The organism is Pseudomonas sp. CFBP13528, assembly GCF_005233615.1.
GTDB classification, from domain to species: Bacteria; Pseudomonadota; Gammaproteobacteria; order Pseudomonadales; family Pseudomonadaceae; genus Aquipseudomonas; species Aquipseudomonas fluorescens_AM.
The window spans coordinates 163,532-189,613 of sequence record NZ_QGAJ01000002.1 but is presented as its reverse complement, the minus strand read 5'-3'; the positions used below and the strand labels follow the sequence as shown (position 1 = coordinate 189,613).

General features: G+C 59.6%; 27 protein-coding genes. 11 read left to right on the top strand and 16 right to left on the bottom strand.

Going from position 1 to position 26,082, the window contains the following annotated elements:
• Positions 1-79 precede the first annotated feature (79 nt).
• Complete coding sequence (mreB, locus tag PspCFBP13528_RS04405) at positions 80-1,117, bottom strand: rod shape-determining protein MreB (protein ID WP_002555108.1); 1,038 nt, start codon at positions 1,115-1,117, stop codon at positions 80-82.
• A 210-nt stretch (positions 1,118-1,327) separates the two neighbouring features.
• Here mreB and gatC point away from each other — a divergent pair, with 210 nt between their 5' ends.
• The 6 genes from gatC (at position 1,328) to PspCFBP13528_RS04375 (ending at position 6,555) form a co-directional block, all read left to right on the top strand.
• Complete coding sequence (gatC, locus tag PspCFBP13528_RS04400) at positions 1,328-1,615, top strand: Asp-tRNA(Asn)/Glu-tRNA(Gln) amidotransferase subunit GatC (protein WP_003188556.1); 288 nt, start codon at positions 1,328-1,330, stop codon at positions 1,613-1,615.
• Between the two features lie 16 nt (positions 1,616-1,631).
• Complete coding sequence (gatA, locus tag PspCFBP13528_RS04395; RefSeq protein WP_137199705.1) at positions 1,632-3,083, top strand: Asp-tRNA(Asn)/Glu-tRNA(Gln) amidotransferase subunit GatA; 1,452 nt, start codon at positions 1,632-1,634, stop codon at positions 3,081-3,083.
• 10 nt (positions 3,084-3,093) lie between these two features.
• Positions 3,094-4,539, top strand: a complete 1,446-nt coding sequence (gatB, locus tag PspCFBP13528_RS04390) for an Asp-tRNA(Asn)/Glu-tRNA(Gln) amidotransferase subunit GatB (protein ID WP_065951605.1) — start codon at positions 3,094-3,096, stop codon at positions 4,537-4,539.
• Between the two features lie 158 nt (positions 4,540-4,697).
• Positions 4,698-5,069 carry a septal ring lytic transglycosylase RlpA family protein gene (locus PspCFBP13528_RS04385; RefSeq protein WP_065951604.1) on the top strand — a complete coding sequence of 124 codons (372 nt, stop codon included), beginning with the start codon at positions 4,698-4,700 and terminating at the stop codon, positions 5,067-5,069.
• Between the two features lie 26 nt (positions 5,070-5,095).
• Positions 5,096-6,175 (top strand): calcium/sodium antiporter, encoded by a 1,080-nt coding sequence (locus PspCFBP13528_RS04380; protein WP_101218232.1) that lies wholly within the window; start codon positions 5,096-5,098, stop codon positions 6,173-6,175.
• Positions 6,172-6,555: a carboxymuconolactone decarboxylase family protein gene (locus tag PspCFBP13528_RS04375; RefSeq protein ID WP_137199704.1), complete on the top strand. Its 384-nt coding sequence runs from the start codon at positions 6,172-6,174 to the stop codon at positions 6,553-6,555. The genes PspCFBP13528_RS04380 and PspCFBP13528_RS04375 overlap by 4 nt, the downstream gene beginning before the upstream one ends.
• A 3-nt stretch (positions 6,556-6,558) precedes the next feature.
• Here the strand turns inward: PspCFBP13528_RS04375 and PspCFBP13528_RS04370 are convergent, their stop codons facing one another.
• From PspCFBP13528_RS04370 to kdgD, 5 genes are all read right to left on the bottom strand, one after another.
• Positions 6,559-7,500 carry an AEC family transporter gene (locus PspCFBP13528_RS04370; RefSeq protein ID WP_065951601.1) on the bottom strand — a complete coding sequence of 314 codons (942 nt, stop codon included), beginning with the start codon at positions 7,498-7,500 and terminating at the stop codon, positions 6,559-6,561.
• Positions 7,501-7,672: 172 nt separating this feature from the next.
• Positions 7,673-9,226, bottom strand: coding sequence for a galactarate dehydratase (gene garD, locus PspCFBP13528_RS04365; protein ID WP_137199703.1), 1,554 nt, complete (start codon positions 9,224-9,226; stop codon positions 7,673-7,675).
• Positions 9,227-9,236: 10 nt separating this feature from the next.
• Positions 9,237-10,601 (bottom strand): MFS transporter, encoded by a 1,365-nt coding sequence (locus PspCFBP13528_RS04360; RefSeq protein ID WP_101218229.1) that lies wholly within the window; start codon positions 10,599-10,601, stop codon positions 9,237-9,239.
• A gap of 177 nt (positions 10,602-10,778) precedes the next feature.
• A complete protein-coding gene (locus tag PspCFBP13528_RS04355; protein ID WP_065951598.1) occupies positions 10,779-12,224 on the bottom strand; it encodes an aldehyde dehydrogenase family protein in 1,446 nt (481 codons plus the stop codon).
• Positions 12,225-12,278: 54 nt separating this feature from the next.
• The gene (gene kdgD / locus PspCFBP13528_RS04350; RefSeq protein ID WP_065951597.1) at positions 12,279-13,190 is read right to left on the bottom strand and encodes a 5-dehydro-4-deoxyglucarate dehydratase; all 912 of its coding nucleotides are present in this window, start codon (positions 13,188-13,190) and stop codon (positions 12,279-12,281) included.
• Positions 13,191-13,425: 235 nt separating this feature from the next.
• Here kdgD and PspCFBP13528_RS04345 point away from each other — a divergent pair, with 235 nt between their 5' ends.
• Positions 13,426-14,583, top strand: a complete 1,158-nt coding sequence (locus PspCFBP13528_RS04345) for a phospholipase (RefSeq protein WP_137199702.1) — start codon at positions 13,426-13,428, stop codon at positions 14,581-14,583.
• A 163-nt stretch (positions 14,584-14,746) separates the two neighbouring features.
• Entirely contained in the window at positions 14,747-14,935 is a 189-nt protein-coding gene (locus tag PspCFBP13528_RS04340) for a hypothetical protein (RefSeq protein ID WP_137199701.1), read from the top strand.
• A gap of 11 nt (positions 14,936-14,946) precedes the next feature.
• On the opposite strand, the gene PspCFBP13528_RS04335 is transcribed toward PspCFBP13528_RS04340, so the two are convergent.
• From PspCFBP13528_RS04335 to rplM, 8 genes are all read right to left on the bottom strand, one after another.
• Entirely contained in the window at positions 14,947-15,696 is a 750-nt protein-coding gene (locus PspCFBP13528_RS04335; RefSeq protein ID WP_065951594.1) for a FadR/GntR family transcriptional regulator, read from the bottom strand.
• A gap of 158 nt (positions 15,697-15,854) precedes the next feature.
• Positions 15,855-16,274 carry a ClpXP protease specificity-enhancing factor gene (locus PspCFBP13528_RS04330; protein WP_065883679.1) on the bottom strand — a complete coding sequence of 140 codons (420 nt, stop codon included), beginning with the start codon at positions 16,272-16,274 and terminating at the stop codon, positions 15,855-15,857.
• A 17-nt stretch (positions 16,275-16,291) separates the two neighbouring features.
• Positions 16,292-16,909, bottom strand: a complete 618-nt coding sequence (locus PspCFBP13528_RS04325; protein ID WP_010213164.1) for a glutathione S-transferase N-terminal domain-containing protein — start codon at positions 16,907-16,909, stop codon at positions 16,292-16,294.
• Positions 16,910-17,056: 147 nt separating this feature from the next.
• Positions 17,057-17,836, bottom strand: a complete 780-nt coding sequence (locus PspCFBP13528_RS04320; RefSeq protein ID WP_065951593.1) for a cytochrome c1 — start codon at positions 17,834-17,836, stop codon at positions 17,057-17,059.
• On the bottom strand, positions 17,836-19,047 hold the full coding sequence (locus tag PspCFBP13528_RS04315) for a cytochrome bc complex cytochrome b subunit (RefSeq protein WP_003188526.1): 1,212 nt from the start codon (positions 19,045-19,047) through the stop codon (positions 17,836-17,838). The genes PspCFBP13528_RS04320 and PspCFBP13528_RS04315 overlap by 1 nt, the downstream gene beginning before the upstream one ends.
• A complete protein-coding gene (gene petA / locus PspCFBP13528_RS04310; RefSeq protein ID WP_034095877.1) occupies positions 19,047-19,640 on the bottom strand; it encodes a ubiquinol-cytochrome c reductase iron-sulfur subunit in 594 nt (197 codons plus the stop codon). Before petA ends, PspCFBP13528_RS04315 begins: the two co-directional genes overlap by 1 nt.
• A 266-nt stretch (positions 19,641-19,906) precedes the next feature.
• Positions 19,907-20,299, bottom strand: coding sequence for a 30S ribosomal protein S9 (gene rpsI / locus PspCFBP13528_RS04305; RefSeq protein ID WP_002555064.1), 393 nt, complete (start codon positions 20,297-20,299; stop codon positions 19,907-19,909).
• A gap of 14 nt (positions 20,300-20,313) precedes the next feature.
• Positions 20,314-20,742 (bottom strand): 50S ribosomal protein L13, encoded by a 429-nt coding sequence (rplM, locus tag PspCFBP13528_RS04300; RefSeq protein ID WP_003171742.1) that lies wholly within the window; start codon positions 20,740-20,742, stop codon positions 20,314-20,316.
• 249 nt (positions 20,743-20,991) lie between these two features.
• Here rplM and PspCFBP13528_RS04295 point away from each other — a divergent pair, with 249 nt between their 5' ends.
• A complete protein-coding gene (locus PspCFBP13528_RS04295; protein ID WP_137199700.1) occupies positions 20,992-22,032 on the top strand; it encodes an NADP(H)-dependent aldo-keto reductase in 1,041 nt (346 codons plus the stop codon).
• Positions 22,033-22,145: 113 nt separating this feature from the next.
• On the opposite strand, the gene PspCFBP13528_RS04290 is transcribed toward PspCFBP13528_RS04295, so the two are convergent.
• Positions 22,146-23,282, bottom strand: a complete 1,137-nt coding sequence (locus PspCFBP13528_RS04290) for an acyl-CoA dehydrogenase family protein (protein ID WP_137199699.1) — start codon at positions 23,280-23,282, stop codon at positions 22,146-22,148.
• Between the two features lie 220 nt (positions 23,283-23,502).
• On the opposite strand from PspCFBP13528_RS04290, the gene PspCFBP13528_RS04285 reads away from it, so the two are divergent.
• Both PspCFBP13528_RS04285 and PspCFBP13528_RS04280 read left to right on the top strand, forming a co-directional pair.
• A complete protein-coding gene (locus PspCFBP13528_RS04285; RefSeq protein ID WP_178084419.1) occupies positions 23,503-24,423 on the top strand; it encodes a GlxA family transcriptional regulator in 921 nt (306 codons plus the stop codon).
• Positions 24,424-24,682: 259 nt separating this feature from the next.
• A complete protein-coding gene (locus PspCFBP13528_RS04280; RefSeq protein WP_065951588.1) occupies positions 24,683-24,892 on the top strand; it encodes a hypothetical protein in 210 nt (69 codons plus the stop codon).
• 66 nt (positions 24,893-24,958) lie between these two features.
• Here PspCFBP13528_RS04280 and zapE read toward each other — a convergent pair whose 3' ends face one another.
• Complete coding sequence (gene zapE, locus PspCFBP13528_RS04275) at positions 24,959-26,053, bottom strand: cell division protein ZapE (RefSeq protein ID WP_101218223.1); 1,095 nt, start codon at positions 26,051-26,053, stop codon at positions 24,959-24,961.
• Between the last annotated feature and the right edge of the window lie 29 nt (positions 26,054-26,082).

Genomic DNA, 26,082 nt, shown 5'->3' with positions numbered 1-26,082 from the left:
CAGATTGAAGAAGATAAACGCCAACAGGCAGCACTGCAAAGTGCTGCCTGCCGACCCAGCATGAACCGTCCAGGCGATCTTATTCGCTGGAGAGCAGGTCCATGGTGTGTTTATCCATCATTTCCAGTGCACGACCGCCGCCACGGGCAACGCAGGTCAGCGGGTCTTCGGCGACGATCACCGGCAGGCCGGTTTCCTGGGCCAGCAACTTGTCGAGGTCGCGCAGCAAGGCGCCACCGCCGGTCAATACCAGGCCACGCTCGGCAATATCGGAAGCCAGTTCCGGTGGCGACTGCTCCAGGGCGCTCTTCACCGCCTGGACGATGGTGGCCAGGGACTCTTGCAGCGCTTCCAGCACTTCATTGGAGTTCAGCGTGAAGGCACGTGGCACACCTTCGGCCAGGTTGCGACCGCGAACATCGACTTCGCGAACTTCGCCGCCCGGGTAGGCGGTACCGATTTCCTGCTTGATGCGCTCGGCGGTTGATTCGCCGATCAGGCTGCCGTAGTTACGACGCACATACGTGATGATCGCTTCGTCGAAGCGGTCGCCGCCAACGCGTACGGATTCGGCATACACCACACCGTTCAGGGAAATCAGGGCGATCTCGGTGGTACCGCCACCGATATCCACCACCATCGAACCACGGGCCTCTTCAACCGGCAGGCCGGCGCCGATTGCGGCGGCCATCGGTTCTTCGATCAGGAACACTTCGCGGGCACCGGCACCAAGGGCCGATTCACGGATGGCACGACGCTCCACCTGGGTGGACTTGCACGGGACGCAGATCAGCACACGAGGGCTGGGCTGCAGAAAACTGTTTTCGTGAACCTTGTTGATGAAGTACTGCAGCATCTTCTCGCAGACACTGAAGTCGGCGATCACGCCGTCTTTCATCGGACGAATGGCAGCAATATTGCCGGGTGTACGGCCGAGCATGCGCTTGGCCTCGGTGCCAACGGCAACGACACTTTTCTGATTACCATGGGTCCGAATGGCCACAACCGATGGCTCATTCAGAACGATACCGCGCTCGCGCACGTAAATAAGGGTGTTGGCAGTGCCCAGGTCAATGGAAAGATCGCTGGAAAACATGCCACGCAGTTTCTTGAACATGGGAAAGGGACCCTAGGCAACGCGTGGGTAAAAAAGTGCGGCAAACTCTAACAACGACAGGGATTTTGGGCAAGGCGCCAATGTGCTAAATTGGCCGACTTTCTGTGCACCAACCCCCACAATCGCGGCCTTATGACCGTAGAAATGCGGTAGTGTTCCGACAATCTAACACACGGACGCCCTCCGTTCTGTTTTCCACTGGAGAATCCCATGGCGCTTGAACGCTCCGACGTGGAAAAAATCGCGCATCTGGCCTCGCTTGGCCTCAATGACGCCGATCTTCCACAGACCACCGCAGCCCTGAACAGCATTCTCGGGCTGGTTGACCAAATGCAGGCCGTCAATACCGACGGCATCGAGCCCCTGGCTCACCCGCTGGAAGCCAGTCAGCGCCTGCGCGCAGACGTCGTGACCGAGCGCAATAACCGCGAGGCCTACCAGTCCATCGCGCCAGCGGTCGAAAACGGCCTGTACCTGGTTCCGAAAGTCATCGACTAAAGGGAAAGAGCCTTTCATGCATCACATGACTCTGGCCGAGATCGCCCGCGGTCTCGCCGACAAAACGTTTTCTTCCGAAGAACTGACCAAGACCCTGCTGGCGCGCATTGCCGAGCTGGACCCCAAGGTCAACAGCTTCATCAGCCTCACCCAGGAGCTGGCCCTGAGCCAGGCCAGGGCCGCCGACGAGCGGCGCGCCAACGGTGAAGACGGCGCACTGCTGGGCGCCCCGATCGCCCACAAGGACCTGTTCTGCACCCAGAGCATTCGCACCAGTTGCGGCTCGAAGATGCTCGACAACTTCAAGGCGCCCTACGACGCTACCGTGGTCGCCAAGCTGGCCGCCGCCGGGGCCGTGACCCTGGGCAAGACCAACATGGACGAGTTCGCCATGGGTTCGGCCAACGAGTCGAGCTACTACGGCGCAGTGAAAAACCCGTGGAACCTGGCTCACGTACCCGGCGGTTCCTCCGGTGGTTCGGCTGCGGCCGTGGCCGCACGCTTCCTGCCCGCCGCGACGGCAACCGACACCGGTGGTTCGATCCGCCAGCCGGCAGCCTTCACCAACCTCACCGGCCTGAAGCCGACCTACGGTCGCGTTTCCCGCTGGGGCATGATCGCCTACGCTTCGAGTCTCGATCAGGGTGGTCCTCTGGCACGTACTGCCGAAGACTGCGCAATATTGTTACAAGGCATGGCAGGCTTCGATAAACAGGACTCCACCAGCATCGATGAGCCGGTGCCGGACTACAGCGCCAGCCTGAATGACTCGATCAAGGGTCTGCGCATCGGCGTGCCAAAAGAGTATTTCAGCGCCGGCCTCGACCCGCGAATCGCCGATCTGGTGCACAACAGCATCAAAGAGCTGGAGAAGCTTGGCGCGGTGATCAAGGAAATCAGCCTGCCGAACAACCAGCACGCGATTCCCGCCTACTACGTGATCGCGCCGGCAGAGGCGTCTTCGAACCTGTCGCGTTTCGACGGTGTGCGCTTTGGCTATCGCTGCGAAAACCCGAAAGACCTCACCGATCTGTACAAACGCTCCCGTGGCGAAGGCTTCGGCGCCGAAGTGCAACGCCGGATCATGGTCGGTGCCTATGCGCTGTCCGCCGGCTACTACGACGCGTACTACCTCAAGGCGCAGAAGATCCGTCGCCTGATCAAGAACGACTTCATGGCTGCCTTTGAAGAAGTCGACGTGATCCTCGGCCCGACCACGCCGAACCCGGCGTGGAAGATCGGCGCCAAGACCGGCGACCCGATCGCCGAGTACCTGGAAGACCTCTACACCATCACCGCCAACCTCGCGGGCTTGCCGGGCTTGTCCATGCCCGCCGGTTTCGTCGATGGCCTGCCGGTCGGCGTGCAATTGCTCGCCCCGTATTTCCAGGAAGGCCGCCTGCTCAATGTGGCGCACCAGTACCAGTTGCACACCGACTGGCACACTCGCACCCCTACCGGCTTCTGAGGAGAACACTATGCAATGGGAAGTTGTGATCGGGCTGGAGATTCATACCCAGCTCGCCACCCAATCGAAGATTTTCTCCGGCAGCGCCACCACGTTCGGCGCAGGGCCCAACACCCAGGCCAGCCTCGTAGACCTGGGCATGCCCGGCGTGCTGCCGGTGCTGAACCAGGAAGCGGTGCGCATGGCGGTGATGTTCGGCCTGGCGATTGACGCCGAGATCGGCCAGCACAACGTGTTCGCGCGCAAGAACTACTTTTACCCGGACCTGCCCAAGGGCTACCAGATCAGCCAGATGGAGCTGCCGATCGTCGGCAAGGGCCACCTGGACATTCCCCTGGAAGACGGCACCATCAAGCGTGTCGGCGTCACCCGTGCGCACCTTGAAGAAGACGCCGGCAAGAGTCTGCATGAAGAATTTCCCGGCGCCACCGGTATCGACCTGAACCGTGCCGGCACGCCGTTGCTGGAAATCGTCTCCGAACCGGACATGCGCAGCGCCAAGGAAGCCGTGGCCTACGTCAAGACGATCCACGCGCTGGTGCGCTACCTGGGCATCTGCGACGGCAACATGGCCGAAGGCTCGCTGCGCTGCGACTGCAACGTGTCGATCCGTCCCAAGGGCCAGACCGAATACGGCACCCGTTGCGAGATCAAGAACGTCAACTCGTTCCGCTTCATCGAGAAGGCGATCAACAGCGAAGTGCGTCGCCAGATCGAGCTGATCGAGGACGGCGGCAAGGTCATCCAGCAAACGCGCCTGTACGATCCGAACAAAGACGAAACCCGCGCCATGCGCAGCAAAGAGGAAGCCAACGACTACCGTTACTTCCCCGACCCGGACCTGTTGCCGGTGGTGCTGGAAGATTCGTTCCTCAACGATATCCGCGCCACCCTGCCGGAGCTGCCGCAGCAAAAACGCGAGCGCTTCCAGGCGCAGTTCGGCCTGTCGGTCTACGACGCCAGCGTGCTGGCCTCCAGCCGCGAGCAAGCCAACTACTTCGAGAAAGTCGTGGGCATTGCCGGCGACGCCAAGCTGGCGGCCAACTGGGTCATGGTCGAACTGGGCAGCCTGTTGAACAAGCAAGGCCTGGAAATCGACGAAGCGCCGGTCAGCGCCGAGCAACTGGGCGGCATGCTGCTGCGCATCAAGGACAACACCATCTCCGGCAAGATCGCCAAGACCGTGTTCGAAGCGATGGCCGCCGGTGAAGGCAGCGCCGATGAAATCATCGACAAGCGTGGCCTCAAGCAAGTGACCGACAGCGGCGCAATTTCGGCCGTGCTCGATGAAATGCTCGCGGCGAATGCCGAACAGGTCGAACAATATCGTGCGGCGGACGACGCCAAGCGCGGCAAGATGTTCGGCTTCTTCGTCGGCCAGGCGATGAAAGCATCCAAAGGCAAGGCCAACCCGCAACAAGTCAACGAACTGCTCAAAAGCAAGCTCGAAGGCTGATGGTAGAAAACGGTCCGAGTAGGCTTTGATGCTCGGCTCGGACCAATGTGGGAGGGGGCTTGCCCCCGATGAGGGTGTGTCAGTCGGCACATGCATTGACTGCTGCACCGCTATCGGGGGCAAGCCCCCTCCCACATTTGTGATTGGGGACATTTGAAATGAAGCGTCTACTCGGCCTGCTGGCCCTGTCTTCCCTGCTGAGCGGTTGCGCCAGCGGCCTCATCGACCCCAAAGGCTATGACGAAACCGGCACCGCCTCCTACTACGGCGCCAAGCACCATGGCCAACGAACTGCCAGCGGCGAAGCCTTCAACCAGAACGCCATGACCGCCGCCCATCGGCGCCTGCCCTTCGGCACCCAGGTCAAGGTGACCAATCTCGCCAACAACCGCTCTGTGGTGGTACGTATCAATGATCGCGGCCCGCATAGCCGCGGCCGCCTGATCGACCTTTCACGCAAGGCCGCCGAGCAACTGCGTATGCTGGGCAGCGGCACCGCACGGGTGCGCGTGCAAGCCCTGAACAACTGATCGAGGCCGCCTTGAGTATTTTCGGATTGAACGCCCTCTCGCCCTGGAGCCTGCTCCAACTGGTCAGCGGCTTGCTGCTGCTTATCGTCGGCGCTGAAATCCTGGTGCGGGCTGCGGTGCGCCTGGCTGCCAGCCTCAAGGTGCGCCCCTTGATCATCGGCCTGAGCATCGTCGCCTTCGGCAGCAGCGCGCCACAGATGGCCGTCAGCCTGCAAGCCACCCTGGCCGGCAACACCGATATCGCCGTAGGCAGCGTGATCGGCAGCAGCATCTTCAATATCCTCGTCACCCTGGGCTTGTCGGCGTTGATCATTCCGTTACGGGTGTCGCGACAACTGGTGCGCCTGGATATCCCGGTGATGATCGTCGCCGGCCTGCTGGTGCTCATCCTCGCCGCCAATGAGGCACTGACGCCGCTTGACGGCCTGGTGCTGCTGGTTGCGCTGGTGGCCTACCTCGGCGTACTGCACTACCAGACGCGCCACTCACGGCGTCCGCGATCGCTGGCCACCGTGACCAGGGCGCCCTGGCTGAGCAGCGTGCTGTTAATGCTTGGCGGGTTGCTCGTGCTGGTGCTGGCCGGGCACTTGCTGCTGGGGGCGGCCGTGGAGGTGGCGAGCGACCTGGGCTTGTCGGAGCGCATTATCGGCCTGACATTGATCGGCGTCGGCACCTCGCTGCCCTGCCTGGCCACGTCGCTGATCGCCGCCTTGCGTGGCGAGCGGGAGATTGCCGTGGGCAATGTGATCGGCAGCAACCTGTTCAACCTGCTGGGCGTGCTGGGTTTTACCGCCCTGGTGGCGCCGTCGCCGCTGTCGGTGTCGCCCAACGCCCTGGACTTCGACCTGCCGGTCATGCTCGGCGCCATCACCCTGTGCCTGCCGGTGTTCTATACCGGCTACCGCGTCACCCGCGCCGAAGGGCTGGTGTTGCTGGGGCTGTACCTCGCGTATGGCCTGCATGTAATGGCATTTACTACCGGCATGCCCCTGGCGACCAAGCTTGAACAATTGATGCTGTTTTACGTCCTGCCGGCGTTAGTGGTGGTGCTGTTGTTCACGTCGCTGCGCGCCTGGCACCGTCAACACAAGAGGGAATCGCAATGAGCGCTCAGAAAAAGCCAGGGGTTGAAGTGCGTCACCAGGTCATGGGCGATGTATTCGTCGACCGCGCCCTGGGTAATGCCACCGAGTTCAGCCAGCCGCTGCAGGACTTCGTCAATGAACACGCCTGGGGCAGTGTGTGGAATCGCGAGGGCTTGCCGCTCAAGACGCGCAGCCTGATTACCCTCGCCGCCCTGACCGCGCTCAAATGCCCGCAGGAACTCAAGGGCCATGTGCGCGGCGCGTTGAACAATGGCTGTACGGTTGAAGAGATTCGCGAAGCACTGCTGCATTGCGCGGTGTATGCCGGCGTACCGGCGGCAATCGATGCGTTTCGTGCGGCGCAGGAAGTGATTGAGGCGTACCAGGCGGATCAGCGGTAACGGTCAGATCCAGCCGCCCGCCTGCAACACAAAGATGCCGATGTTCGTGGTCACCGCCGCCATCAGGGTGGTGATCACGATAATCGCCGCCGCCAGTTCATGATTCCCCTCGGCCGCCCTGGCCATCACGAAGCTCGCCGCCGCCGTCGGCGCGCCGAAGTACAGAAACAGAATCCCCAGCTCCGGCCCACGGAAACCCAGCAGCCACGCGCCCAGTGTGGCGATCACCGGCAACCACACCATCTTCATCAGGCTCGCGCTCAAGGCCATGTTGCCGCTCTTGCGCAGCGCCGCGAGGGACAAGGTGCCGCCTATGCAGATCAGCGCCAGGGGCAGTGTCGTGTCCGCGAGGTAGCCCAGGGATTTTTCCAGCCAGCCGGGCAGGCCGATCTGGAAGTACGCAAACGGCGCGGCAACGATCACGCTGATGATCAGCGGGTTGGCCACCACACTCTTGAAGATACTCCACGGGTCGGACTTGATCACCGGGCTGTATACCGCCAGCACAATGGTCGACAGGGTGTTGTAGAACAGGATCACCAACGCCGCGAGAATCGCACCGAGGGAAATCCCATAGTCGCCGTACATGCTGGCAGCCAGCGCCAGGCCGATCACGCCGTTATTGCCGCGAAACGCGCCCTGGGTGTAGATGCCCCGGTCTTCGCGCTTGCAGCGAAAAATCGCCCAGCCCCACGCCATGGCAAAGCTCACCAACGTGGCCACGGCGAAGTAAATCAGCAAACCCGGCTTGAGCGCCGAATGCAGGTCGGCATGCAGGATGCCCAGGAACAGCAGCGCCGGCATGGTGACGTTGAACACCAGGGATGAGGCGGTGTGGATAAAGTTGTCGTTGATCCAGTTGATGCGCTTGAGCAGCACACCCAGAAACAGCATGGCGAACACCGGCGCGGTGATGGTCAGGGTGGTGAGGAAGATTGCCAGCATGCCGGGGAGAACCTTGGGGCGTCATTAGATGGCTAATGATAAGCCATGGAGGCCGTGTCGTCTGGTCTACCGCTATCGGGGGCAAGCCCCCTCCCACACTTGACCGAGTTCTAACGTTGAAATGCGGTCGAATGTGGGAGGGGGCTTGCCCCCGATTGCAGGCAACTCAGTCTCAGGTAATCGGCGCCGGGTTGAACAGCGTTATGTCGTTATGCAGCTTGTGCCGCTCCGCCCACGTCTGCTTCTTGCCGCTGGCCACGTCCAGGTAGAAATGAAACAGCTCCCAGCCCAGTTCCTCGATACTCGCGCGCCCGGTGGCGATGCGCCCGGCGTCGATATCGATCAGATCCGGCCAGCGCTGCGCCAACTCAGTACGCGTCGAGACCTTTACCACTGGCGCCATCGCCAACCCATAAGGCGTGCCGCGCCCGGTGGTGAAGACATGCAGGTTCATCCCCGCCGCCAGTTGCAAGGTGCCGCATACGAAGTCACTGGCCGGGGTTGCGCAAAAAATCAGGCCCTTGGTTTTGAAGCGCTCGCCTGGGCCGAGCACGCCGTTGATCGCGCTGCTGCCGGACTTGACGATGGAGCCCAAGGACTTCTCGACGATATTCGACAGCCCGCCCTTCTTGTTACCCGGCGTGGTATTGGCGCTGCGATCCGCCTCGCCTTTGGCCAGGTAACGGTCGTACCAGTCCATTTCCCTGACCAGCTCCTGGGCCACTTCCTGGCTTTGCGCCCGTGAAGTCAGCAGGTAAATGGCGTCGCGCACTTCCGTCACTTCGGAAAACATCACCGTCGCGCCAGCGCGCAGCAACAAATCGGATGCATAACCCAGCGCCGGATTGGCGGTGATACCGGAAAACGCGTCACTGCCGCCGCATTGCATGCCCAGGATCAGCTCGGACGCGGGTACCGTTTCACGGCGGCGCTGGTCGAGTTTTTTCAAGCGGACTTCGGCCAGCGCCATGATCTGCTCGATCATTTCGGTAAAGCCGTGGCTGGAATCCTGCAACCGGTACAGCCAGGGCTCGCTCAGGTCCACGGAGCTGTCGTTGTCGTGCATCACTTGCCCGGCCTGCAATTTCTCGCAGCCCAGGCTGATCACCAGGGCTTCGCCGCCCAGGTTCGGGTTGCGCGCCAGGTTGCGCACGGTACGGATCGGGATGTAGGCATCCGTGGCCGTGATCGCCACGCCGCAGCCGTAGCTATGCGTCAGCGCCACCACATCATCGACGTGCGGGTACTTGGGCAGCAATTCATCCTTGATGCGCTTGACCGCATGATCCAGCACGCCGGTCACGCACTGCACCGTAGTGGTGATACCCAGGATATTGCGCGTGCCCACGGTGCCGTCAGCGTTGCGATAGCCCTCGAAGGTGAACCCCTCCAGCGGCGCCTGCGTTTCGGGTACGTCGGTGGACAGCGGGAGGCTGTCCAGCGGCGGCGCAGTGGGCATGCGCAACTGGTCTTCCTGCACCCAGCTGCCACGCGGGATCGGTGCCAGGGCATAGCCGATCGTCTGGCCGTAGCGAATGATCCGGCCGCCTTCGGGGATATCTTCCAGGGTCACTTTGTGGCTTTGAGGGATGAAATCCACAGTGACCAGGCCGTCCGGGAATTCGGTCCCGGCCGGTACGCCCTGGTCGTTCACCACGATCACCACATTGTCGCGCTCGTGCAAACGAATCGAGCGCGGCGAGTCGGCATGTTCAATCAACTGCATCACACGAACCTCAGGAATGCGCTTGGGAAAGGTGGGTCAGCTCAGGGCCTTTGCTTGGCGGTTCCTTGAGCACCACACGCTTGATCGGGCCAACGATCACCAGGTAGCTGAACACCGCCACCAGCGCGTTGGCGCCGACGAACACCAGGGCCCATTTGAATGAGCCGGTGGTGCTGATGATGTAGCCGATGACAATCGGGGTGGTGATGGAGGCCAGGTTACCGAAGGTATTGAACAAGCCACCACTGAGGCCGGCGATTTGTTTCGGTGAGGTGTCGGACACAACCGCCCAGCCCAGTGCGCCAACGCCCTTGCCGAAGAAGGCCAGCGCCATGAAGCCCACCACCATCCATTCAACGTCGACGTAGTTACACGCAATGATACTGCTGGACACCAGCAGGCCCGCAATGATCGGCGCCTTGCGGGCGAAGGTCAGGGAATGGCCCTTGCGCAGCAGATAATCGGAAATCACCCCGCCCAGCACGCCGCCGATAAAGCCGCAGATCGCCGGCAGCGAGGCAATGAAACCGGCCTTGAGGATGGTCATGCCACGGTCCTGCACCAGGTACACAGGGAACCAGGTCAGGAAGAAGTACGTGATGCCGTTGATGCAGTATTGACCCAGGTACACGCCAAGCATCATGCGGTTGGTCAGCAACTGGCGGATGTAATCCCACTTCGGTCCATCGGTTTTCTTACCCTTGCCCTTGTCCTGGTCCATATCCACCATGGCGCCATTGGCGGCAATGTGATTGAGCTCCGCTTCGTTGATCATCGGGTGCTGGCGCGGGCTGTGGATAACTTTCAGCCAGATCAGGGAGAACACGATGCCAATCACGCCCATCACGATAAACACGTGCTGCCAGCCGAAGCGATAAACGATCCAGCCCATCAGCGGCGCGAACAACACCGTGGCGAAGTACTGCGCCGAGTTGAAGATCGCCGACGCCGTACCGCGCTCGGCCGTAGGGAACCAGGCCGCCACAATCCGTGCGTTACCGGGGAAGGATGGCGCTTCGGCCAGGCCCACCATAAAGCGCAGCATGAACAGTGCAACCACGGCGGTCGAGACACCGAACTCACCGACGTAGCCTTGCAGCACGGTGAACAGTGACCAGGTAAAGATGCTCAGGGCATAGACTTTTTTCGAGCCGAACCGGTCGAGCAGCCAACCACCAGGGATTTGCCCGGCTACGTAGGCCCAACCGAATGCAGAGAAGATGTAGCCGAGGGTGACCGCGTCGATGCCGAGGTCTTTTTGCAGGCTGGAACCGGCGATGGCGATAGTTGCACGGTCGGCGTAGTTGATCGTGGTCACCAGAAACAGCATGAGCAGGATCAAATAGCGGACGTGAGTCGGCTTGGTCGCTTGCATGTAGAAGTACTCCCACTAATTATTTTTTTTGCGGGTAATGGTTATGTCTTACTGGGTGCCACCCCTGTAGGAGCGAGCTCGCTCGCGAAAAACTCACAGGCACCGCGGGCATCCTGAATGCCCGCGTAATCGTTGACGTTCTTCGCGAGCAAGCTCGCTCCTCCAGTGAAACGGGGGCTACGACCCGATATAGCTAGTCTTTACTACGGTGTAGAACTCTTGTGCATAGCGACCCTGCTCACGCGAACCGTAGGACGAACCCTTACGGCCACCGAACGGAACGTGGTAGTCCACCCCGGCGGTCGGCAAGTTGACCATGACCATCCCGGCCTGGGAATGGCGCTTGAAGTGGTTGGCATACTTCAGGGAAGTGGTGGCGATACCCGCCGAGAGACCGAACTCGGTGTCGTTGGCCATGGCCAGCGCCGCCTCGTAGTCGGCTACACGCACCACGTTGGCCACCGGACCGAAAATCTCTTCACGGCTGATGCGCATGGCCGCTTCGCTGTCGGCAAACAGCGTCGGCGCCAGGTAGTAGCCCTCGGTGTCGCAGGTCACCAGAGCGCCGCCGCTGACCAGCCGTGCGCCTTCGTTCTGGCCGATGTCGATGTACTTCATGTCCTGGTCCAACTGAGCCTGGGAAACCACCGGGCCAATGTCGGTGCCGCTGTTGAGTGCATGGCCGACCTTGATCGACTTCATGCGCTCGGCCATGGCTGCGACGAACTGGTCATGGATGCCGGCAGTGACGATCAGGCGGCTGGACGCGGTGCAGCGCTGGCCGGTCGAGTAAAACGCGCTCTGCACCGACAGCTCGACGGCCTGCTTGAGGTCGGCATCGTCGAGAATGATCTGCGGGTTCTTGCCGCCCATTTCCAACTGCACCTTGGCCTGGCGCGATACGCAGTTGACGGCGATCTGACGGCCCACACCGACGGAACCGGTGAAGCTGATGCCATCGACTTTAGGGCTGTTGACCAGCACATCGCCCACCACGCGACCGCTGCCCATCACCAGGTTGAACACACCGGCCGGGAAACCGGCGCGGGAAATGATGTCGGCCAGGGCCCAGGCACAACCGGGTACCAACTCGGCCGGCTTGATCACCACGCAGTTGCCATAGGCCAGGGCCGGGGCGATTTTCCAGGCCGGGATGGCGATCGGGAAGTTCCACGGTGTGATCAAGCCGACCACGCCGAGGGCTTCACGGGTGACTTCAACGTTGACGCCTGGGCGCACCGACGGCACGTAGTCGCCAGACAGGCGCAAGCACTCACCGGCGAAGAATTTGAAGATGTTACCGGCGCGCGTGACCTCGCCGATGGCTTCGGGCAGGGTCTTGCCCTCTTCCCGGGCCAGCAGCGTGCCAAGCTCTTCGCGACGGGCAAGGATTTCGCTGCCGACTTTATCCAGCGCGTCGTGGCGCGCCTGAATACCGGACGTGGACCACGCCGGAAATGCCGCGCGGGCAGCTTCGATAGCGGCGTTGACTTGGGCGACGTCAGCCTTGGCGTATTCGCCGATCACATCGGAAAGATCCGACGGGTTGATATTGGTGCAGTAGTCGGCGCCGGTTACCCATTCACCGTTGATGTAGTTGTCAAAACGCTTGGCTTGAGACACGAATCTTCTCCTGACGCAAAAGGCCGCTGATTGCTCAGCGGCCTTGTTGATAAGTTATTGCGCGCCTTGCTTGTCGATCAGCGCAGCCAGGGCTTCGTATTCTTCCGGCAGCAGATCGGTCAGCGGAGTGCGCACCGGGCCGGCATCATAGCCGGCGATTTTCGCACCGGCCTTGACGATGCTCACGGCATAACCGGCCTTGCGGTTACGGATGTCCAGGTAAGGCAGGAAGAAATCGTCAATGATCCTGGAAACGGTGGCCTGATCATCCTTGGCAATCGCGTGGTAGAAATCCATCGCGGTTTTCGGAATGAAGTTGAACACCGCCGAGGAATACACCGGCACGCCCAGGGCCTTGTAGGCAGCGGCGTAAACCTCTGCAGTCGGCAGGCCGCCGAGGTAGCTGAAACGATCGCCGAGACGACGGCGGATCGACACCATCAACTCGATGTCACCCAGGCCATCCTTGTAGCCGATCAGGTTCGGGCAGCGCTCGGCCAGGCGTTCCAGCAGCGGCGCGGTCAGACGGCAGACATTGCGGTTGTACACCACCACGCCGATCTTGACCGATTTGCACACCGCCTCAACGTGGGCGGCAACGCCGTCCTGGCTGGCTTCAGTCAAGTAGTGCGGCAGCAGCAGCAGGCCTTTGGCGCCCAGGCGCTCGGCTTCTTGAGCGTACTCGATGGCCTGGCGGGTCGCGCCCCCGACACCGGCCAGAATCGGCACACTGGTGGCGCAGGTATCAACAGCGGTCTTCACCACTTGGGAATATTCGCTGGCGGCCAGGGAGAAAAACTCACCGGTGCCGCCTGCGGCGAACAGCGCTGTGGCGCCATACGGGGCCAGCCATTCCAGGCGCTTGATATAGCCCGCCTGGTGAAAATCACCCTGGGCAGTGAAATCGGTCACCGGGAAAGACAGCAGACCGTGGGAGAGGATGGACTTCAGTTCTTGTGGATTCATTATTCGAACACCCTGGGCGAAGACTTTCTGAGGAAAGCGTTGTTGTTGGTTTAAATGATGTCGTACGTCATCGTACAACTATAAAAAGATTCGTCAACTGCAATTCTCAGCAGTCATCTCAAGCTCGCCTCTGCAAAAGGTTTCTTGACGTAAGAAATTTCCGACCTATGATCTTTTTAACTGTATGGATATACAGTTTTAAGCCAGAATCTTACGACATAAGCAAGGAGCTAACATGTCAGGACTTGAATACGCTGCACCCACAAAGAAGCCCCCGACCCTGCGCTTCGAAGGCGCTGAACATACCGCCATAGGCGACGACACACTGTTGCGTTTTGCCAGGGATGCCGCATCCATCCCTGCCCGAGAGGTACAACTGCATTTGCCCAACGGGCTGGCGCTGACCTATGGCCAAGTGATTGCCCTGGGTGGCGATTTCTACGCAATTCCCGGCCAACCGATCAGCGATGGCGCCTCCCCTCCCGACCGCGTGCAACGCTTCATCGCAGCCTTTGATTCACTGGCAGTCCTGCCTGCTTCGCGGGAAGAAGCAGGCAAGATCCTGGCGGTGATGCAAAAAGAGATCAACGCGGTGAATCAGGCGATCAAAGAAGGAAAGCAACCCCATGAAGCCTATGACGCCTTGGGTGATACGTTGTCCGAGGAGTGGAACCGTATCACCGGTGGCGGCAGCGCCGTTTCTGCGCTGATCCCACTGGGGCGCTACCTGAAACTGGCGGCGGACAATGCCGACCATTTTGGCGAATGGGCATTGTCCGCCTACCTGGCCGGTCATACCGCGGCCCTGCAACAGGCCGTGGTCGCTCATCAAACCGGCACCGACCAGGCATTGGAATTGGCGTACGCCATGAACGGCTTTGCCGACCACTTCCTCACCGATCTGTTTTCGGCCGGCCACCTGCGCGTCCCACGCAAGCAACTGGCGGCGGTGGTCACGCCTGGAGAGCTGGGGTCGCTGATTAGCCGCTTCATGCATGACGAAGACAGCAAATTCGGGCTCAAGGTGCGCAATGCCTTGGGGGATCAGTGGCACGCGTATGGGGATAAACGCTATTTCGACGCCATTGATGCGGACAATCGGGCGCAGGTCAAACGTGCGGTGCAGGCTTCGGCGGATGAAATTTTCGAGACGTTCATCAGCGGTGTAGCGCCCTCCCCGGCCAGCTTCAAGGCGCCGTTGTCTGTTCCGGATCTGAACGCTGTGCAGAACCCGGCCAATAACTTCTCGCCGTTGTTCAAGATGGAAGGGGACAAGGTACTGCGCCGTAAGGATGTGAATGACCTGAACGACAAGCGGTGGACGAATGATTGGTGGGGATGGAGTACGTATTGGCTGTTGAAGGATTACAAGCCGAACAATCCCCTTCCCTGACTTGAGTAGAACCAGGGGGGCGCTTGATACCACTCGTCAGAACTGTGAATTCTGACAGTATCAACGCTTACCCGGCCGCAATACCGTGGCCAGGCCGGCTCGCGCTTTCATGAACGGCGTGTAGGCACTAACCAAATTCGTTCCTGCTCAATGAGGCTTAATCATGGCGACTAAAATCCCGGTTAAATTCAAAGGCACCAAGAAAAATAGCACTACGGACATCAGCATTGAGGAGCTGCCAAACAAAGGCGATTTTCTCGATATGGACGGGCAGGTTTGGGAAGTAACAAAAAAGACGTTCTTCTACGATGCCAATGGCAGCGTTACCGGAGTTGAGTTCGATCTAGCCTGAACACCCTGGTTTCACCCCCGCTGCGCCTCAGCCTCCTCATGGGCATGGCGCAGCCTCTCCCGACTGTTGGTCAAATGCAAGCGCATCGCCGCACGCGCCGCGTCCGAGTCCTGACGCGCGATCGCCTCATAAATCTCTTCATGCTCACGACTCAAGCGCCCCATGTAATGCTGCTGGTCGTCATGGGCCAGGCGCGCCGAATTCAGGCGGGTACGCGGAATGATGCTGGTGCCCAGGTGGGTCATGATGTCGGTGAAGTAACGGTTACCGGTGGACAGCGCAATTTCCAGGTGGAATGCAAAGTCTGACGCCACCGCATCACCGGCATGGGCCGCGCTTTCATTCAGCGCATCGAGGGCGGCACGCATGGCTGCCAGTTGCTCGTCACTGCGGCGCAAGGCAGCTAGGCCTGCGGACTCCACTTCCAGGCTGATGCGCAATTCGAGAATCGCCAACACATCGCGCAGCGTCACCACGGTGGCCGGGTCGATGCGAAAACCACTCGGGCTCGGCGTGTCCAATACGAACGTACCGATACCGTGACGCGTCTCCACCTGCCCCGCTGCCTGCAAGCGCGAAATCGCCTCGCGCACCACGGTACGGCTGACGCCATGGGCCTCCATGATCGCCGATTCGGTGGGCAGCTTGTCGCCACGCTTGAGCTGACCGTCGCGGATTTGTTCGGACAACACCGTGACCAATTCCTGGGCAAGGCTGCGACGCTTGCGGGGAAGACGGGGGACGGCGTTGGCGTTTTCCATGATGAGTCATCTTTCTCGGTGAACTGAAGACGCATCATAGCCCAAGGCGGTTGTACGATCACCGTTCCTGTCGCGACTTTCATGCCTGTGCGGCAGGCAAAAAAAAGCCCCGGCAACCGCCGAGGCATTTTTCAGGCTGGCCCGAAGGCGGCAGCCGCTTACTTCACCACTTTCAAGCTCGGCCGGCCAGTAGGGCGCGGCGGCTCGTTATCCGGTGGGGGTACATCATCGCCGCCTTGTCCTTCGATCGTTTCGTCGTCCTCGAAAGGCGACTCCAGATCGAACACCATGCCCTGGCCGTTCTCACGGGCATAAATCCCGAGGATGGCGCCGATCGGCACGAACAGCGTATGCGGCACACCGCCGAAGCGCCCTTCGAAACTGACCGCTTCATTGTCCATGTGCAGGTGGCGCACGGCACTGGGCGATACGTTCAATACAATCTGTCCGTCACTGGCAAAACCCTGCGGAACCTGCACCGCAGGAAATTCGGAGTTGACCAGCATGTGCGGGGTGCAATCGTTGTCCACAATCCACTCATAGAGCGCGCGGACCAAATAAGGTCGACTGGAGTTCATCAGCGGCTCCTTAAGCCTTAGCGCATATCGCGTTCGACACCAGACAGACTCGCCTGGAAAGCCTCACGCGCAAATTGGCGCTCCATGTAATCAAGCAACGGCTTGGCCGGCCGTGGCAGTTCAATGCCCAGAATCGGCAAGCGCCAGAGTATGGGTAATAGGCAGCAATCGACCAAACTTTGTTCCTCACTGAGGAAAAAAGGTTTGTCGGCGAACAGCGGCGAAACGCCGGTCAGGCTCTCGCGCAACTCCTTACGCGCCTGTACGCGCGCGGCCTCTTTACTGCGGGTATCCAGAATCACATCCACCAGCCCGCACCAGTCACGCTGGATCCGATGGATCAGCAGGCGGCTGTTGGCACGCGCCACCGGGTACACCGGCAGCAAAGGCGGATGCGGGTAACGCTCATCCAGGTATTCCATCACCACGGTTGACTCCCACAACGCCAGGTCACGATCGACCAGGGTGGGCAAGCTGCCGTAAGGGTTCACTTCGATCAGCTTCGGCGGCTGACGGCCCGCCTCCACACTGATGATCTCGGCGCTGACACCCTTCTCTGCGAGCACGATGCGTACTCGGTGGGAATAGTGGTCGGCGGGGTCGGAGTAACAGGCCAACCGGTTGGTCACGCCCATGGCGGTCCTCCTCGCTTGTTGAAATTATCGAAAGCTCAAAAACGAGCGCGCCCAGAGAGCATCTCTGTAACGTCCGGTAAAACCGGCGCTACGTGTTCAGAGATGCCGCTGGGCGCGCAAGATTAACAGCAATTGCTTACGGTTGGATCAATGCACATCCTTCCAGTACTCGCGTTTGAGCAGATAGGCGAATACGAAGAAGAAAGCCAGGTACAGCAAGACGTACGTACCGATGCGCTGGTGCTGCAGTTTGACCGGGTTGGCCGAATAGGCCAGGAAGGTCACCAGGTTCTTGACCTTCTCGTCGAACTGCTCGTCGTTCAGCGTACCGGTCTTGGGCACGATGGTCAGTTGATCGCACGCCTCATGGGTCAGCGGCGTGCCGGTCAACGGATCATATTGCTTCTTGCCGTCTTCAACGACCTGAACCTGCTTGCATCCTACCACCTGGCGACCCTGCAGGCCGACCAGAACGTTAGGCATGCCGACGTTCGGGAACACTTTGTTGTTCACGCCCCAGGGGCGGGCCGGGTCTTCGTAGAAGGATTTGAGGTAGCCGTAGAGCCAGTCGGTGCCCCGCACCCGCGCCACCAGGGTCAGGTCGGGCGGAGCTGCACCGAACCAGGCCTTGGCGTCCGCCGGCTTCATGCCGATGTTCATGTGGTCGCCGATCTTGGCCCCGGTGAACACCAGTTTTTCCAGCATCAACTCATGGGGGATGCCCAGGTCGTCGGCCACCCGCTCGTAGCGCTGGAACTTGGCGCTGTGGCAGCCCATGCAGTAGTTGGCGAACGTGCGTGCACCATCCTGCAAAGCGGCTTTATCGGAGACGTCGATGTCGACCTTTTCCAGTTGCGCGCCATGCTCGGCGGCCAAAGACAGGAGCGGCAGGGCCGCAAACACTAATGCAACGAATAATTTTTTCATCAGCCAGTCACCCTTTCCGGAACCGGTTTGGTCTTCTCGAGCCGGGTGTAGAACGGCATCAGAATGAAGTAGGCGAAGTACAGGAAGGTGCAGACCTGCGACAGCAACGTGCGCTCAGGGGTCGGCGCCAGTACGCCCAGCACGCCCAGGATCACGAACGAAATGCAGAACACCCACAGCCAGATCTTGCTCAGCCAGCCTTTGTAGCGCATGGACTTGACCGGGCTTCGGTCGAGCCACGGCAGCACGAACAGCACCGCAATCGCCGCGCCCATGGCGATGACGCCCATGAGCTTGTCGGGGATCGCACGCAAAATGGCGTAGAACGGCGTGAAGTACCAGACCGGGGCAATATGCTCGGGCGTTTTAAAAGCGTTGGCCTGTTCGAAGTTGGGCTTTTCCAGGAAATAACCGCCCATCTCCGGGAAAAAGAACACGATCGAGCAGAACACGAACAGGAACACGACGACGCCGACAATGTCTTTCACGGTGTAGTAAGGGTGGAATGGAATGCCGTCCAGCGGGATGCCGTTCTCGTCCTTATGCTTCTTGATATCCACGCCATCCGGGTTGTTCGAGCCGACTTCATGCAGCGCCAGGATGTGCAATACCACCAGGCCCAGGATCACGATCGGCAAGGCCACGACGTGTAAGGCAAAGAAGCGGTTCAGGGTGATACCCGAAATCAGGTAGTCACCACGGATCCATTGGGTCAGGTCGTTGCCGATGACCGGGATGGCACCGAACAGCGAGATGATCACCTGGGCGCCCCAGTACGACATCTGGCCCCATGGCAACAGGTAGCCCATGAAGGCTTCGGCCATCAGCGCCAGGTAGATCAGCATGCCGAACACCCACACCAGCTCGCGGGGTTTCTGGTACGAACCATAGAGCAGGCCACGGAACATGTGCAGGTAGACGACGATGAAGAACGCCGATGCGCCGGTGGAGTGCAGCAGGCGCAGGATCGAGCCGTACTCGACGTCGCGCATGATGTATTCAACGGAGGCGAACGCCTCTTCCGCCGAAGGCGTATAGCTCATCGTCAACCAGACACCGGTGACGATCTGGTTGACCAGCACCAGCAGTGCCAGGGAGCCGAAGAAGTAGAAGAAGTTGAAGTTTTTTGGCGCGTAATATTTGCTGAGATGGTCTTCCCACATTTTGGTGGCGGGGAAGCGCGCATCCACCCAATCCATGAACTTGCTCATCACGCGTTCTCCTTATCGAGGCCAATGACAATAAGGTCGTCAGTTTCGTAGGTGTGCGGAGGAACCGGCAGGTTCAAGGGTGCAGGCTGGGACTTGTAGACACGGCCGGCGAGGTCGTAATGGGAACCATGGCAGGGGCAGAAGTAACCACCCACCCAGTCCTTGCCCAAGTCGACGGGCGCGACTTCCGGGCGAAACGTAGGCGAGCAACCCAGGTGGGTACACAGACCCACCAGCAGCAGGATCTCCGGCTTGATCGAACGTGCTTCGTTCTTGGCGTAGGCGGGTTGGTCGGATTTCTCGGATTTGGGGTCAGACAACTGGCCTTCAATCTTCTTGAGATTTCCCAGGATTTCCTCGGTACGACGAACAATGAAAACCGGCTGGCCGCGCCATTCAGCAATCATCTGCTGCCCTGGCTCGATCTTGCTGACATTCACCTTCACCGGTGCACCTGCGGCTTTCGCCTTGGCACTGGGAAACCATGACCCCACGAACGGGACCGCAGCCCCCACCGCTCCTGCAGCACCCACCACGGATGTGGCTGCTACCAAGAAGCGACGCCGGCCTGCATTCACGCCGTCATTGCTCATTCAGTCCTCTCCCATCAGCTTTTTGGCCTGTTAAATCAGGCGTCTACTAAGTATTGAATCTTTACTTATAAAAATTTTGACGGATGGTAATGAAAAGCCCCACGTATGACAAGGGAATTGCCCGGACCACTACCCCCAGGCCTTGTAGTATAGGGGGTCTACGGATGTGGCAAGTTGTCACGGCGAAAAATCTGCATAAATCCCAGGCAATAAAAAACGCCCAGCTCCGTGAGGAGGCTGGGCGTTTTTGTGGAACGTAAAGCGAATTAACGCTTCGAGTACTGCGGACGCTTACGCGCTTTACGCAGACCGACTTTCTTACGTTCAACTTCACGGGCATCGCGAGTCACGAAGCCAGCTTTGCGCAGAGCGCCACGCAGGGTTTCGTCGTACTGCATCAGAGCGCGAGTGATACCGTGGCGGATTGCGCCAGCTTGACCACTTACACCGCCACCGATAACGGTGACGTAGATGTCGAACTTTTCAACGGTCTCGGTCAATTCCAGCGGCTGACGAACTACCATGCGGGCAGTTTCGCGGCCGAAGAAGTTGTCCAGGGAGCGGTTGTTGATCGAGATGTTACCAGTGCCCGGACGCAGGAAAACGCGTGCGGTTGCGGTTTTGCGACGGCCAGTGCCGTAATTTTGAGTCGCCGACATAATGAACTATTCCGTTAAAACTTCAGTTCTTGGGGCTGCTGAGCAGCATGAGGGTGTACAGCGCCCGCATAGACTTTCAGCTTGCGAAACATATCGCGACCCAGTGGGCCCTTAGGCAGCATGCCTTTGACCGCGATTTCGATCGGGGCTTCAGGCTTCTTGGAGATCAGGCCTTCAAAGTTGGAAGACTTGATACCGCCTGGGAAACCGGAGTGACGGTAGTACATTTTGTCTTGCGCTTTGTTGCCGGTAACACGTACCTGCTCAGCGTTGATGATGACAATGTAGTCACCGGTATCAACGTGCGGGGTGTATTCAGGCTTGTGCTTGCCACGCAGACGGCTGGCGACTTCAGTGGCCAGACGACCCAGGGTCTGACCAGCGGCGTCGACGACAAACCAGTCGCGCTGAACTGTTTCCGGTTTTGCAGTAAAAGTTGTCATTCTTTAATAGCCTCAGGGGCCGCCCTGTAAATTAGACGGCGGATCTTACTGAATAGTGCGTACTTTGACAAGGTCAAAGGCAGCCGGATACAGACGCTATCGGGGGCTCGGGTCAGCGCGTCCGTTCAACGGCAAGATTCTTCGGCAGGCGGCGCATCACTTCCACTGCAGAAAGAGGTGGGCAATTATGCAGATTGCGAAAAAAAATTCAACCTGCTTTTATGATTGTTTTCCCTGAAGGAGTACCCGATGGATTATCGACAGCTGGGCCGGACCGATCTGAACGTAAGCGCGATCGCCCTGGGCACCATGACCTGGGGTGAGCAGAACAGCGAGGCAGAGGCCTTCGCCCAGATCGAACGGGCCAAGGCCGCGGGCATCAACTTCCTCGATACGGCGGAAATGTACCCGGTACCGCCCAAGGCCGACACCTATGCCACGACCGAGCGGTATATCGGCAATTACTTCAAGAGCCGTGGTGACCGCGCCGACTGGATCCTCGCCAGCAAGATCGCCGGCCCCGGCAACACCATCGATTACATCCGCGACGGCCACCTGCGTCACAACCGCAAGCACATCATCGAGGCACTGGATGCCAGTCTCAAACGCTTGCAAACCGACTGGATCGACCTTTACCAGCTGCACTGGCCGGAGCGCAGCACCAATTTCTTCGGCCAACTGAGCTACACGCACAAGGACGAAAACGACCTCACGCCACTGGAAGAAACCCTCGAAGCGCTGGATGAGCAGGTCAAGGCCGGCAAGATCCGCCACATCGGCCTGTCCAACGAAACGCCGTGGGGCACCATGAAATTCCTGGCCCTGGCCCAAGCCCGTGGCTGGACCCGCGCGGTGTCGATCCAGAACCCCTACAACCTGCTCAACCGCAGCTTTGAAGTGGGCCTGGCGGAGATCGCGATTCGCGAACAATGCGGCTTGCTGGCCTACTCGCCGCTGGCGTTCGGCATGCTCAGCGGCAAGTACGAGGGCGGCGCGCGCCCGGCCAAGGCGCGCCTGACGGAGTACAGCCGCTTCAGTCGCTACTTCAATCCGCAGTCGGAAGCGGCGTGCAGCCGTTATGTGGCACTGGCGCGGGAACATGGCCTGGACCCGGCGCAGATGGCATTGGCGTTTGTGACGCAACAGCCGTTTGTGACCAGCAATATCATCGGCGCAACCAGCCTGGAGCAACTGGACAGCAACATTGCCAGTGCCGAGCTGAAACTGTCGAAAGAAGTGCTGGAAGGGATTGAGGCGATTCAGAAGGATCATCCGAATCCGGCGCCCTGATTGACCTTCAGGCCGCCATCGGGGGCAAGCCCCCTCCCACATTTTGATCTGTGAACACGGTCAAGTGTGGGAGGGGGCTTGCCCCCGATGAGGCCATCAGCCACACCACAAGATCAAAGCGCCCGCGCAATGATCTCCTTCATGATCTCATTGGTCCCCGCATAAATGCGCTGCACCCGCGCATCCGCCCATGCCCGGGCAATCGGGTATTCCCACATGAAGCCGTAGCCGCCGTGCAGTTGCACGCACTCATCGAGCACCTTGCATTGCAGGTCCGTCGCCCAATATTTGGCCATTGCCGCCGTGGGCACATCCAGCTTGCCTTCCAGGTGCAGTGCCAGGCATTTATCCACGAACACGCGGCCGATCTGAATCTCGGTGGCCATCTCCGCCAGCTTGAACCGGGTGTTCTGAAAGTCGGCAATCGCCTTGCCGAACGCCTTGCGTTCGCGGGTGTATTCCAGCGTCCACTGCAAAGCGGCCTCAGCAGATGACAAGGCACCAATCGCCACGGTCAATCGCTCCTGAGGCAACTCCTGCATCAGGTACGCAAAGCCCATGCCCGCCTGGCCCAGCAGGTTTTCCCTGGGCACTCGCACATCCTGGAAGAACAGCTCAGAGGTGTCCTGGGCCTTCATGCCGACTTTCTCCAGGCGCTTGCCCTTGGCGAAGCCCGGCGTGTCGGCTTCCACCAGGAACAGGCTGGTGCCCTTGGCACCGGCCTTGGGGTCGGTCTTGGCCACCACGATGACCAAGTCGGCCAGGTAGCCATTGGTGATAAACGTCTTGGAGCCGTTGATCACATAGTCATCACCGTCCAGCACCGCCGTGGTCTTCACCCCTTGCAGGTCGGAACCCGCCCCCGGTTCGGTCATGGCAATGGCCGTGACCATCTCGCCGGAGATCAATTTCGGCAGGTATTTGTGCTTCAGCGCCTCACTGCCGTAATGCAGGATGTACGGCGCCACAATGTCCGAGTGCAGGGAAAAACCGATACCGGTGAGACCCAGCCGGCTGATCTCCTCGATCACCACCGCGCTGTACAAAAAGTCCGCGCCCAGCCCGCCGTATTCCTCCGGCAGATGAGAACACAGCATCCCTGCCTCCCCCGCCTTGTTCCAGAGACTGCGGTCGATATAGCCCTGTTTCTCCCATTGCCCATGGAATGGCGCCGCGTCCTTTTCAAGAAAGGTGCGCACGCTCTCGCGAAAGAGTTCGTGCTCCGGGCTGAACAAGGTTCTGGCTATCATGGGTCACCTGCGTGGATTGTCGGACAAAAACGCTGCCACAGAGCCTATGCCGCGAAGGCATCACGGGACACTGGACACATGCGACAAAAAATAAGACGATCCAGCCGTCTGGTGACCACTTTCCCCTATAAGAATAAATGAAATTATGTCTAACCAAATCTCCACGCCGTTGCGGCGCGTCAGCATTTTGGCCATTGATCGGGTATTTGCTTCAACCCTCATGCAAGCCAAGGATTTCTTCCATCTCGCCAGCCTGCGTTACGGCAAGCAGCTCGGCCAGGGCCTGACCCCTGGGTTTGAGACACGCCTGGTCAGCCCCGACGGGCAATCAGTGCGAAGCTTCAGCGATGTGATCATGCCGGTGGACGGTGGCCTGGAAGACGCCGAAATCATCGTGCTGCCGGCCTTCTGGGACGACTTCGACGCCATGTGCACCCGCTACCCCCAGGTGCTGCCGTGGTTGCGCGAACAACACGCACGCGGCGCCGTGCTGTGCGGCGAAGCCACCGGGGTATTCTGGCTGGCCGAAGCCGGCCTGCTCGATGGCAAGGAAGCGACCACTTACTGGCGCTTCTTCACTGTATTCAGCGAACGCTTCCCCCAGGTGCAGCTCAACCAGGACAAGCACCTGACCGACGCCGACAACCTGTACTGCGCCGGCGGCACCACCTCAGCCTGCGACCTCTACATTTATCTGATCGAACGCTTCTGCGGCGCCAACATCGCCCAGGCCGTGGCCCGCGACATTCTGTATGAAGTGCAACGCAGCTATTCGCCAGGGCGCATCGGTTTTGGCGGGCAGAAGCTGCACCAGGATGTGATCATCCTGCAGATCCAGCATTGGCTCGAAGAACACTTTGCCGACAAGTTCCGCTTCGAAGACGTCGCCAGGGAGCACGGCATGAGCATCCGCAACTTCATGCGGCGCTTCCAGGCCGCCACCGGCGACAAGCCACTGCATTATCTGCAACGGTTGCGCATCGAGACCGCCAAGGGCCTGCTGTCGGCCAGTCGCAAAAGCATCAAGACCATCAGCTACGAGGTGGGTTACGACGATGCGAGCTTCTTTGCGCGGTTGTTCAGGCAGCACACCGAGTTGTCGCCGAATCAATATCGACAACAGTTCCAGCAAGCGGCGTAGCCACGCCCCACAGGAGTGCGCGAAAGACCCTGCGAACCCGCAATGGCGTGGGGTCCTGCAAAAATCGCTACGATCGCATTCCCTAATTCAGACACAAGATAGTTCGCAGCTCTTACGGCAGAACAGGAAAAAAACGAATCCACTCCAGGCTGTGAGCGTGCACGCTATCCGTTGAAGCGCCCTTAGCCAAGGGCTGCTCTTCCATAATCGCAAAGGCTCTTACAGGCCATTCAGCTCATATTTACACTGGAGCCTCACTATGCTTCCCGTCACAGGCAATAAACCCTACATGCCCATAGAAATGGACCAAACGGCCATGGGTAAAGAAGACAAAATGAAGGAAGAAAACAAGCATGAGGAAAAAAAGGACAAAGGTGAGATTAGGGTTGGCGGCGATGGTGCAACCTATCAGCTCATTAAGGGTAAATGGCAACAGATAGCTCCCCCACCCAAAAAACAATATGATTAGTTTCTGATCAGGACTACCCCACGAAAAAGCCTGCAAATCCGCAGGCTTTTTCACTTACTCACCAGCCTAAGGTTTGTGACCGCGCGACAGAAACTCGTGGGACTGCATCTCAAGCAAACGACTCAGCGTGCGCTGGAATTCAAAGTTCAAACGCCCGCCGGTATACAGGTCCTTGAGTTCGACTTCCGCCGAGATGATCAGCTTCACGTTACGGTCGTAGAACTCATCGACCATGTTGATAAAGCGCCGCGCGATGTCGTCGGTGGTCACGCCCATCTGCTCTACACCGCTCAAGATCACCGCATGGAAAATCTTGCCCAACTCGATGTAGTCATTCTGGCTACGCGGGCCGTCGCAGAGTTGGCGGAATTCGAACCAGGCCACGTCATCGCAGGTACGCAAGGCGATGATTTCGCGGTTCTCGATCATCAGCTTGTCGTTTTCCACCGCCTGGGTGCATTCCGGCGTGAGGGCGCGGAAGCTCTTTCTCAGGCTTTCGTGGGCCGCTTCGTTCAGCGGGAAGTGGAACAGCTCCGCTTGCTCGAGGTGACGCAAACGATAGTCGACGCCGCTGTCGACATTGACGATATCGGTGTTCTGCTTGATCAAGGCAATGGCCGGCAGGAAGCGTGCGCGCTGCAGGCCGTCCTTGTAGAGGCCATCGGGCACGATGTTCGAGGTGGCGACCAGGGTCACGCCGTTCTTGAACAACTCTTCCATCAAGGTGCCGAGGATCATGGCATCAGTGATATCGGAAACGAAGAACTCATCGAAGCAGATCACCCGCGCTTCGTCGGAGAAACGCTTGGCAATGATCGTCAGCGGGTTCTTTTCCCCCGGCAGGGTCTTCATCTCTTCGTGCACACGCTTCATGAAGCGGTGGAAGTGAGTCCGCACCTTTTCCTTGAACGGCAGCGCTTCGAAGAAGGTGTCCACCAGGTAAGTCTTGCCCCGGCCGACGCCACCCCAGAAGTACAGGCCCTTGACCGGCGTGTGGTCTTTTTTGCCAAACAGCTTGCTGAACATCCCCGGCTTGGTTTGCGAGGCCGCGACCAGGTCGTCATACAGGCGCTGCAAATGACGCACCGCATTTTCCTGGGCCGCGTCATGGAAGAAGTCAGGGCGTTTCAGATCAGCTTGATATCGTTCTAGGGGCGTCATAATTTCGTTAGCAAGGCAACAAAAACGGG

Coding starts and splice junctions, on each gene's coding strand:
- mreB (WP_002555108.1), bottom strand. CDS start 1,117: ATGTTCAAGAAACTGCGTGGCATGTTTTCCAGCGATCTTTCCATTGAC.
- gatC (WP_003188556.1), top strand. CDS start 1,328: ATGGCGCTTGAACGCTCCGACGTGGAAAAAATCGCGCATCTGGCCTCG.
- gatA (WP_137199705.1), top strand. CDS start 1,632: ATGCATCACATGACTCTGGCCGAGATCGCCCGCGGTCTCGCCGACAAA.
- gatB (WP_065951605.1), top strand. CDS start 3,094: ATGCAATGGGAAGTTGTGATCGGGCTGGAGATTCATACCCAGCTCGCC.
- PspCFBP13528_RS04385 (WP_065951604.1), top strand. CDS start 4,698: ATGAAGCGTCTACTCGGCCTGCTGGCCCTGTCTTCCCTGCTGAGCGGT.
- PspCFBP13528_RS04375 (WP_137199704.1), top strand. CDS start 6,172: ATGAGCGCTCAGAAAAAGCCAGGGGTTGAAGTGCGTCACCAGGTCATG.
- PspCFBP13528_RS04370 (WP_065951601.1), bottom strand. CDS start 7,500: ATGCTGGCAATCTTCCTCACCACCCTGACCATCACCGCGCCGGTGTTC.
- garD (WP_137199703.1), bottom strand. CDS start 9,226: ATGCAGTTGATTGAACATGCCGACTCGCCGCGCTCGATTCGTTTGCAC.
- PspCFBP13528_RS04360 (WP_101218229.1), bottom strand. CDS start 10,601: ATGCAAGCGACCAAGCCGACTCACGTCCGCTATTTGATCCTGCTCATG.
- kdgD (WP_065951597.1), bottom strand. CDS start 13,190: ATGAATCCACAAGAACTGAAGTCCATCCTCTCCCACGGTCTGCTGTCT.
- PspCFBP13528_RS04345 (WP_137199702.1), top strand. CDS start 13,426: ATGTCAGGACTTGAATACGCTGCACCCACAAAGAAGCCCCCGACCCTG.
- PspCFBP13528_RS04340 (WP_137199701.1), top strand. CDS start 14,747: ATGGCGACTAAAATCCCGGTTAAATTCAAAGGCACCAAGAAAAATAGC.
- PspCFBP13528_RS04335 (WP_065951594.1), bottom strand. CDS start 15,696: ATGGAAAACGCCAACGCCGTCCCCCGTCTTCCCCGCAAGCGTCGCAGC.
- PspCFBP13528_RS04330 (WP_065883679.1), bottom strand. CDS start 16,274: ATGAACTCCAGTCGACCTTATTTGGTCCGCGCGCTCTATGAGTGGATT.
- PspCFBP13528_RS04325 (WP_010213164.1), bottom strand. CDS start 16,909: ATGGGCGTGACCAACCGGTTGGCCTGTTACTCCGACCCCGCCGACCAC.
- PspCFBP13528_RS04320 (WP_065951593.1), bottom strand. CDS start 17,836: ATGAAAAAATTATTCGTTGCATTAGTGTTTGCGGCCCTGCCGCTCCTG.
- PspCFBP13528_RS04315 (WP_003188526.1), bottom strand. CDS start 19,047: ATGAGCAAGTTCATGGATTGGGTGGATGCGCGCTTCCCCGCCACCAAA.
- petA (WP_034095877.1), bottom strand. CDS start 19,640: ATGAGCAATGACGGCGTGAATGCAGGCCGGCGTCGCTTCTTGGTAGCA.
- rpsI (WP_002555064.1), bottom strand. CDS start 20,299: ATGTCGGCGACTCAAAATTACGGCACTGGCCGTCGCAAAACCGCAACC.
- rplM (WP_003171742.1), bottom strand. CDS start 20,742: ATGACAACTTTTACTGCAAAACCGGAAACAGTTCAGCGCGACTGGTTT.
- PspCFBP13528_RS04295 (WP_137199700.1), top strand. CDS start 20,992: ATGGATTATCGACAGCTGGGCCGGACCGATCTGAACGTAAGCGCGATC.
- PspCFBP13528_RS04290 (WP_137199699.1), bottom strand. CDS start 23,282: ATGATAGCCAGAACCTTGTTCAGCCCGGAGCACGAACTCTTTCGCGAG.
- PspCFBP13528_RS04285 (WP_178084419.1), top strand. CDS start 23,503: ATGCAAGCCAAGGATTTCTTCCATCTCGCCAGCCTGCGTTACGGCAAG.
- PspCFBP13528_RS04280 (WP_065951588.1), top strand. CDS start 24,683: ATGCTTCCCGTCACAGGCAATAAACCCTACATGCCCATAGAAATGGAC.
- zapE (WP_101218223.1), bottom strand. CDS start 26,053: ATGACGCCCCTAGAACGATATCAAGCTGATCTGAAACGCCCTGACTTC.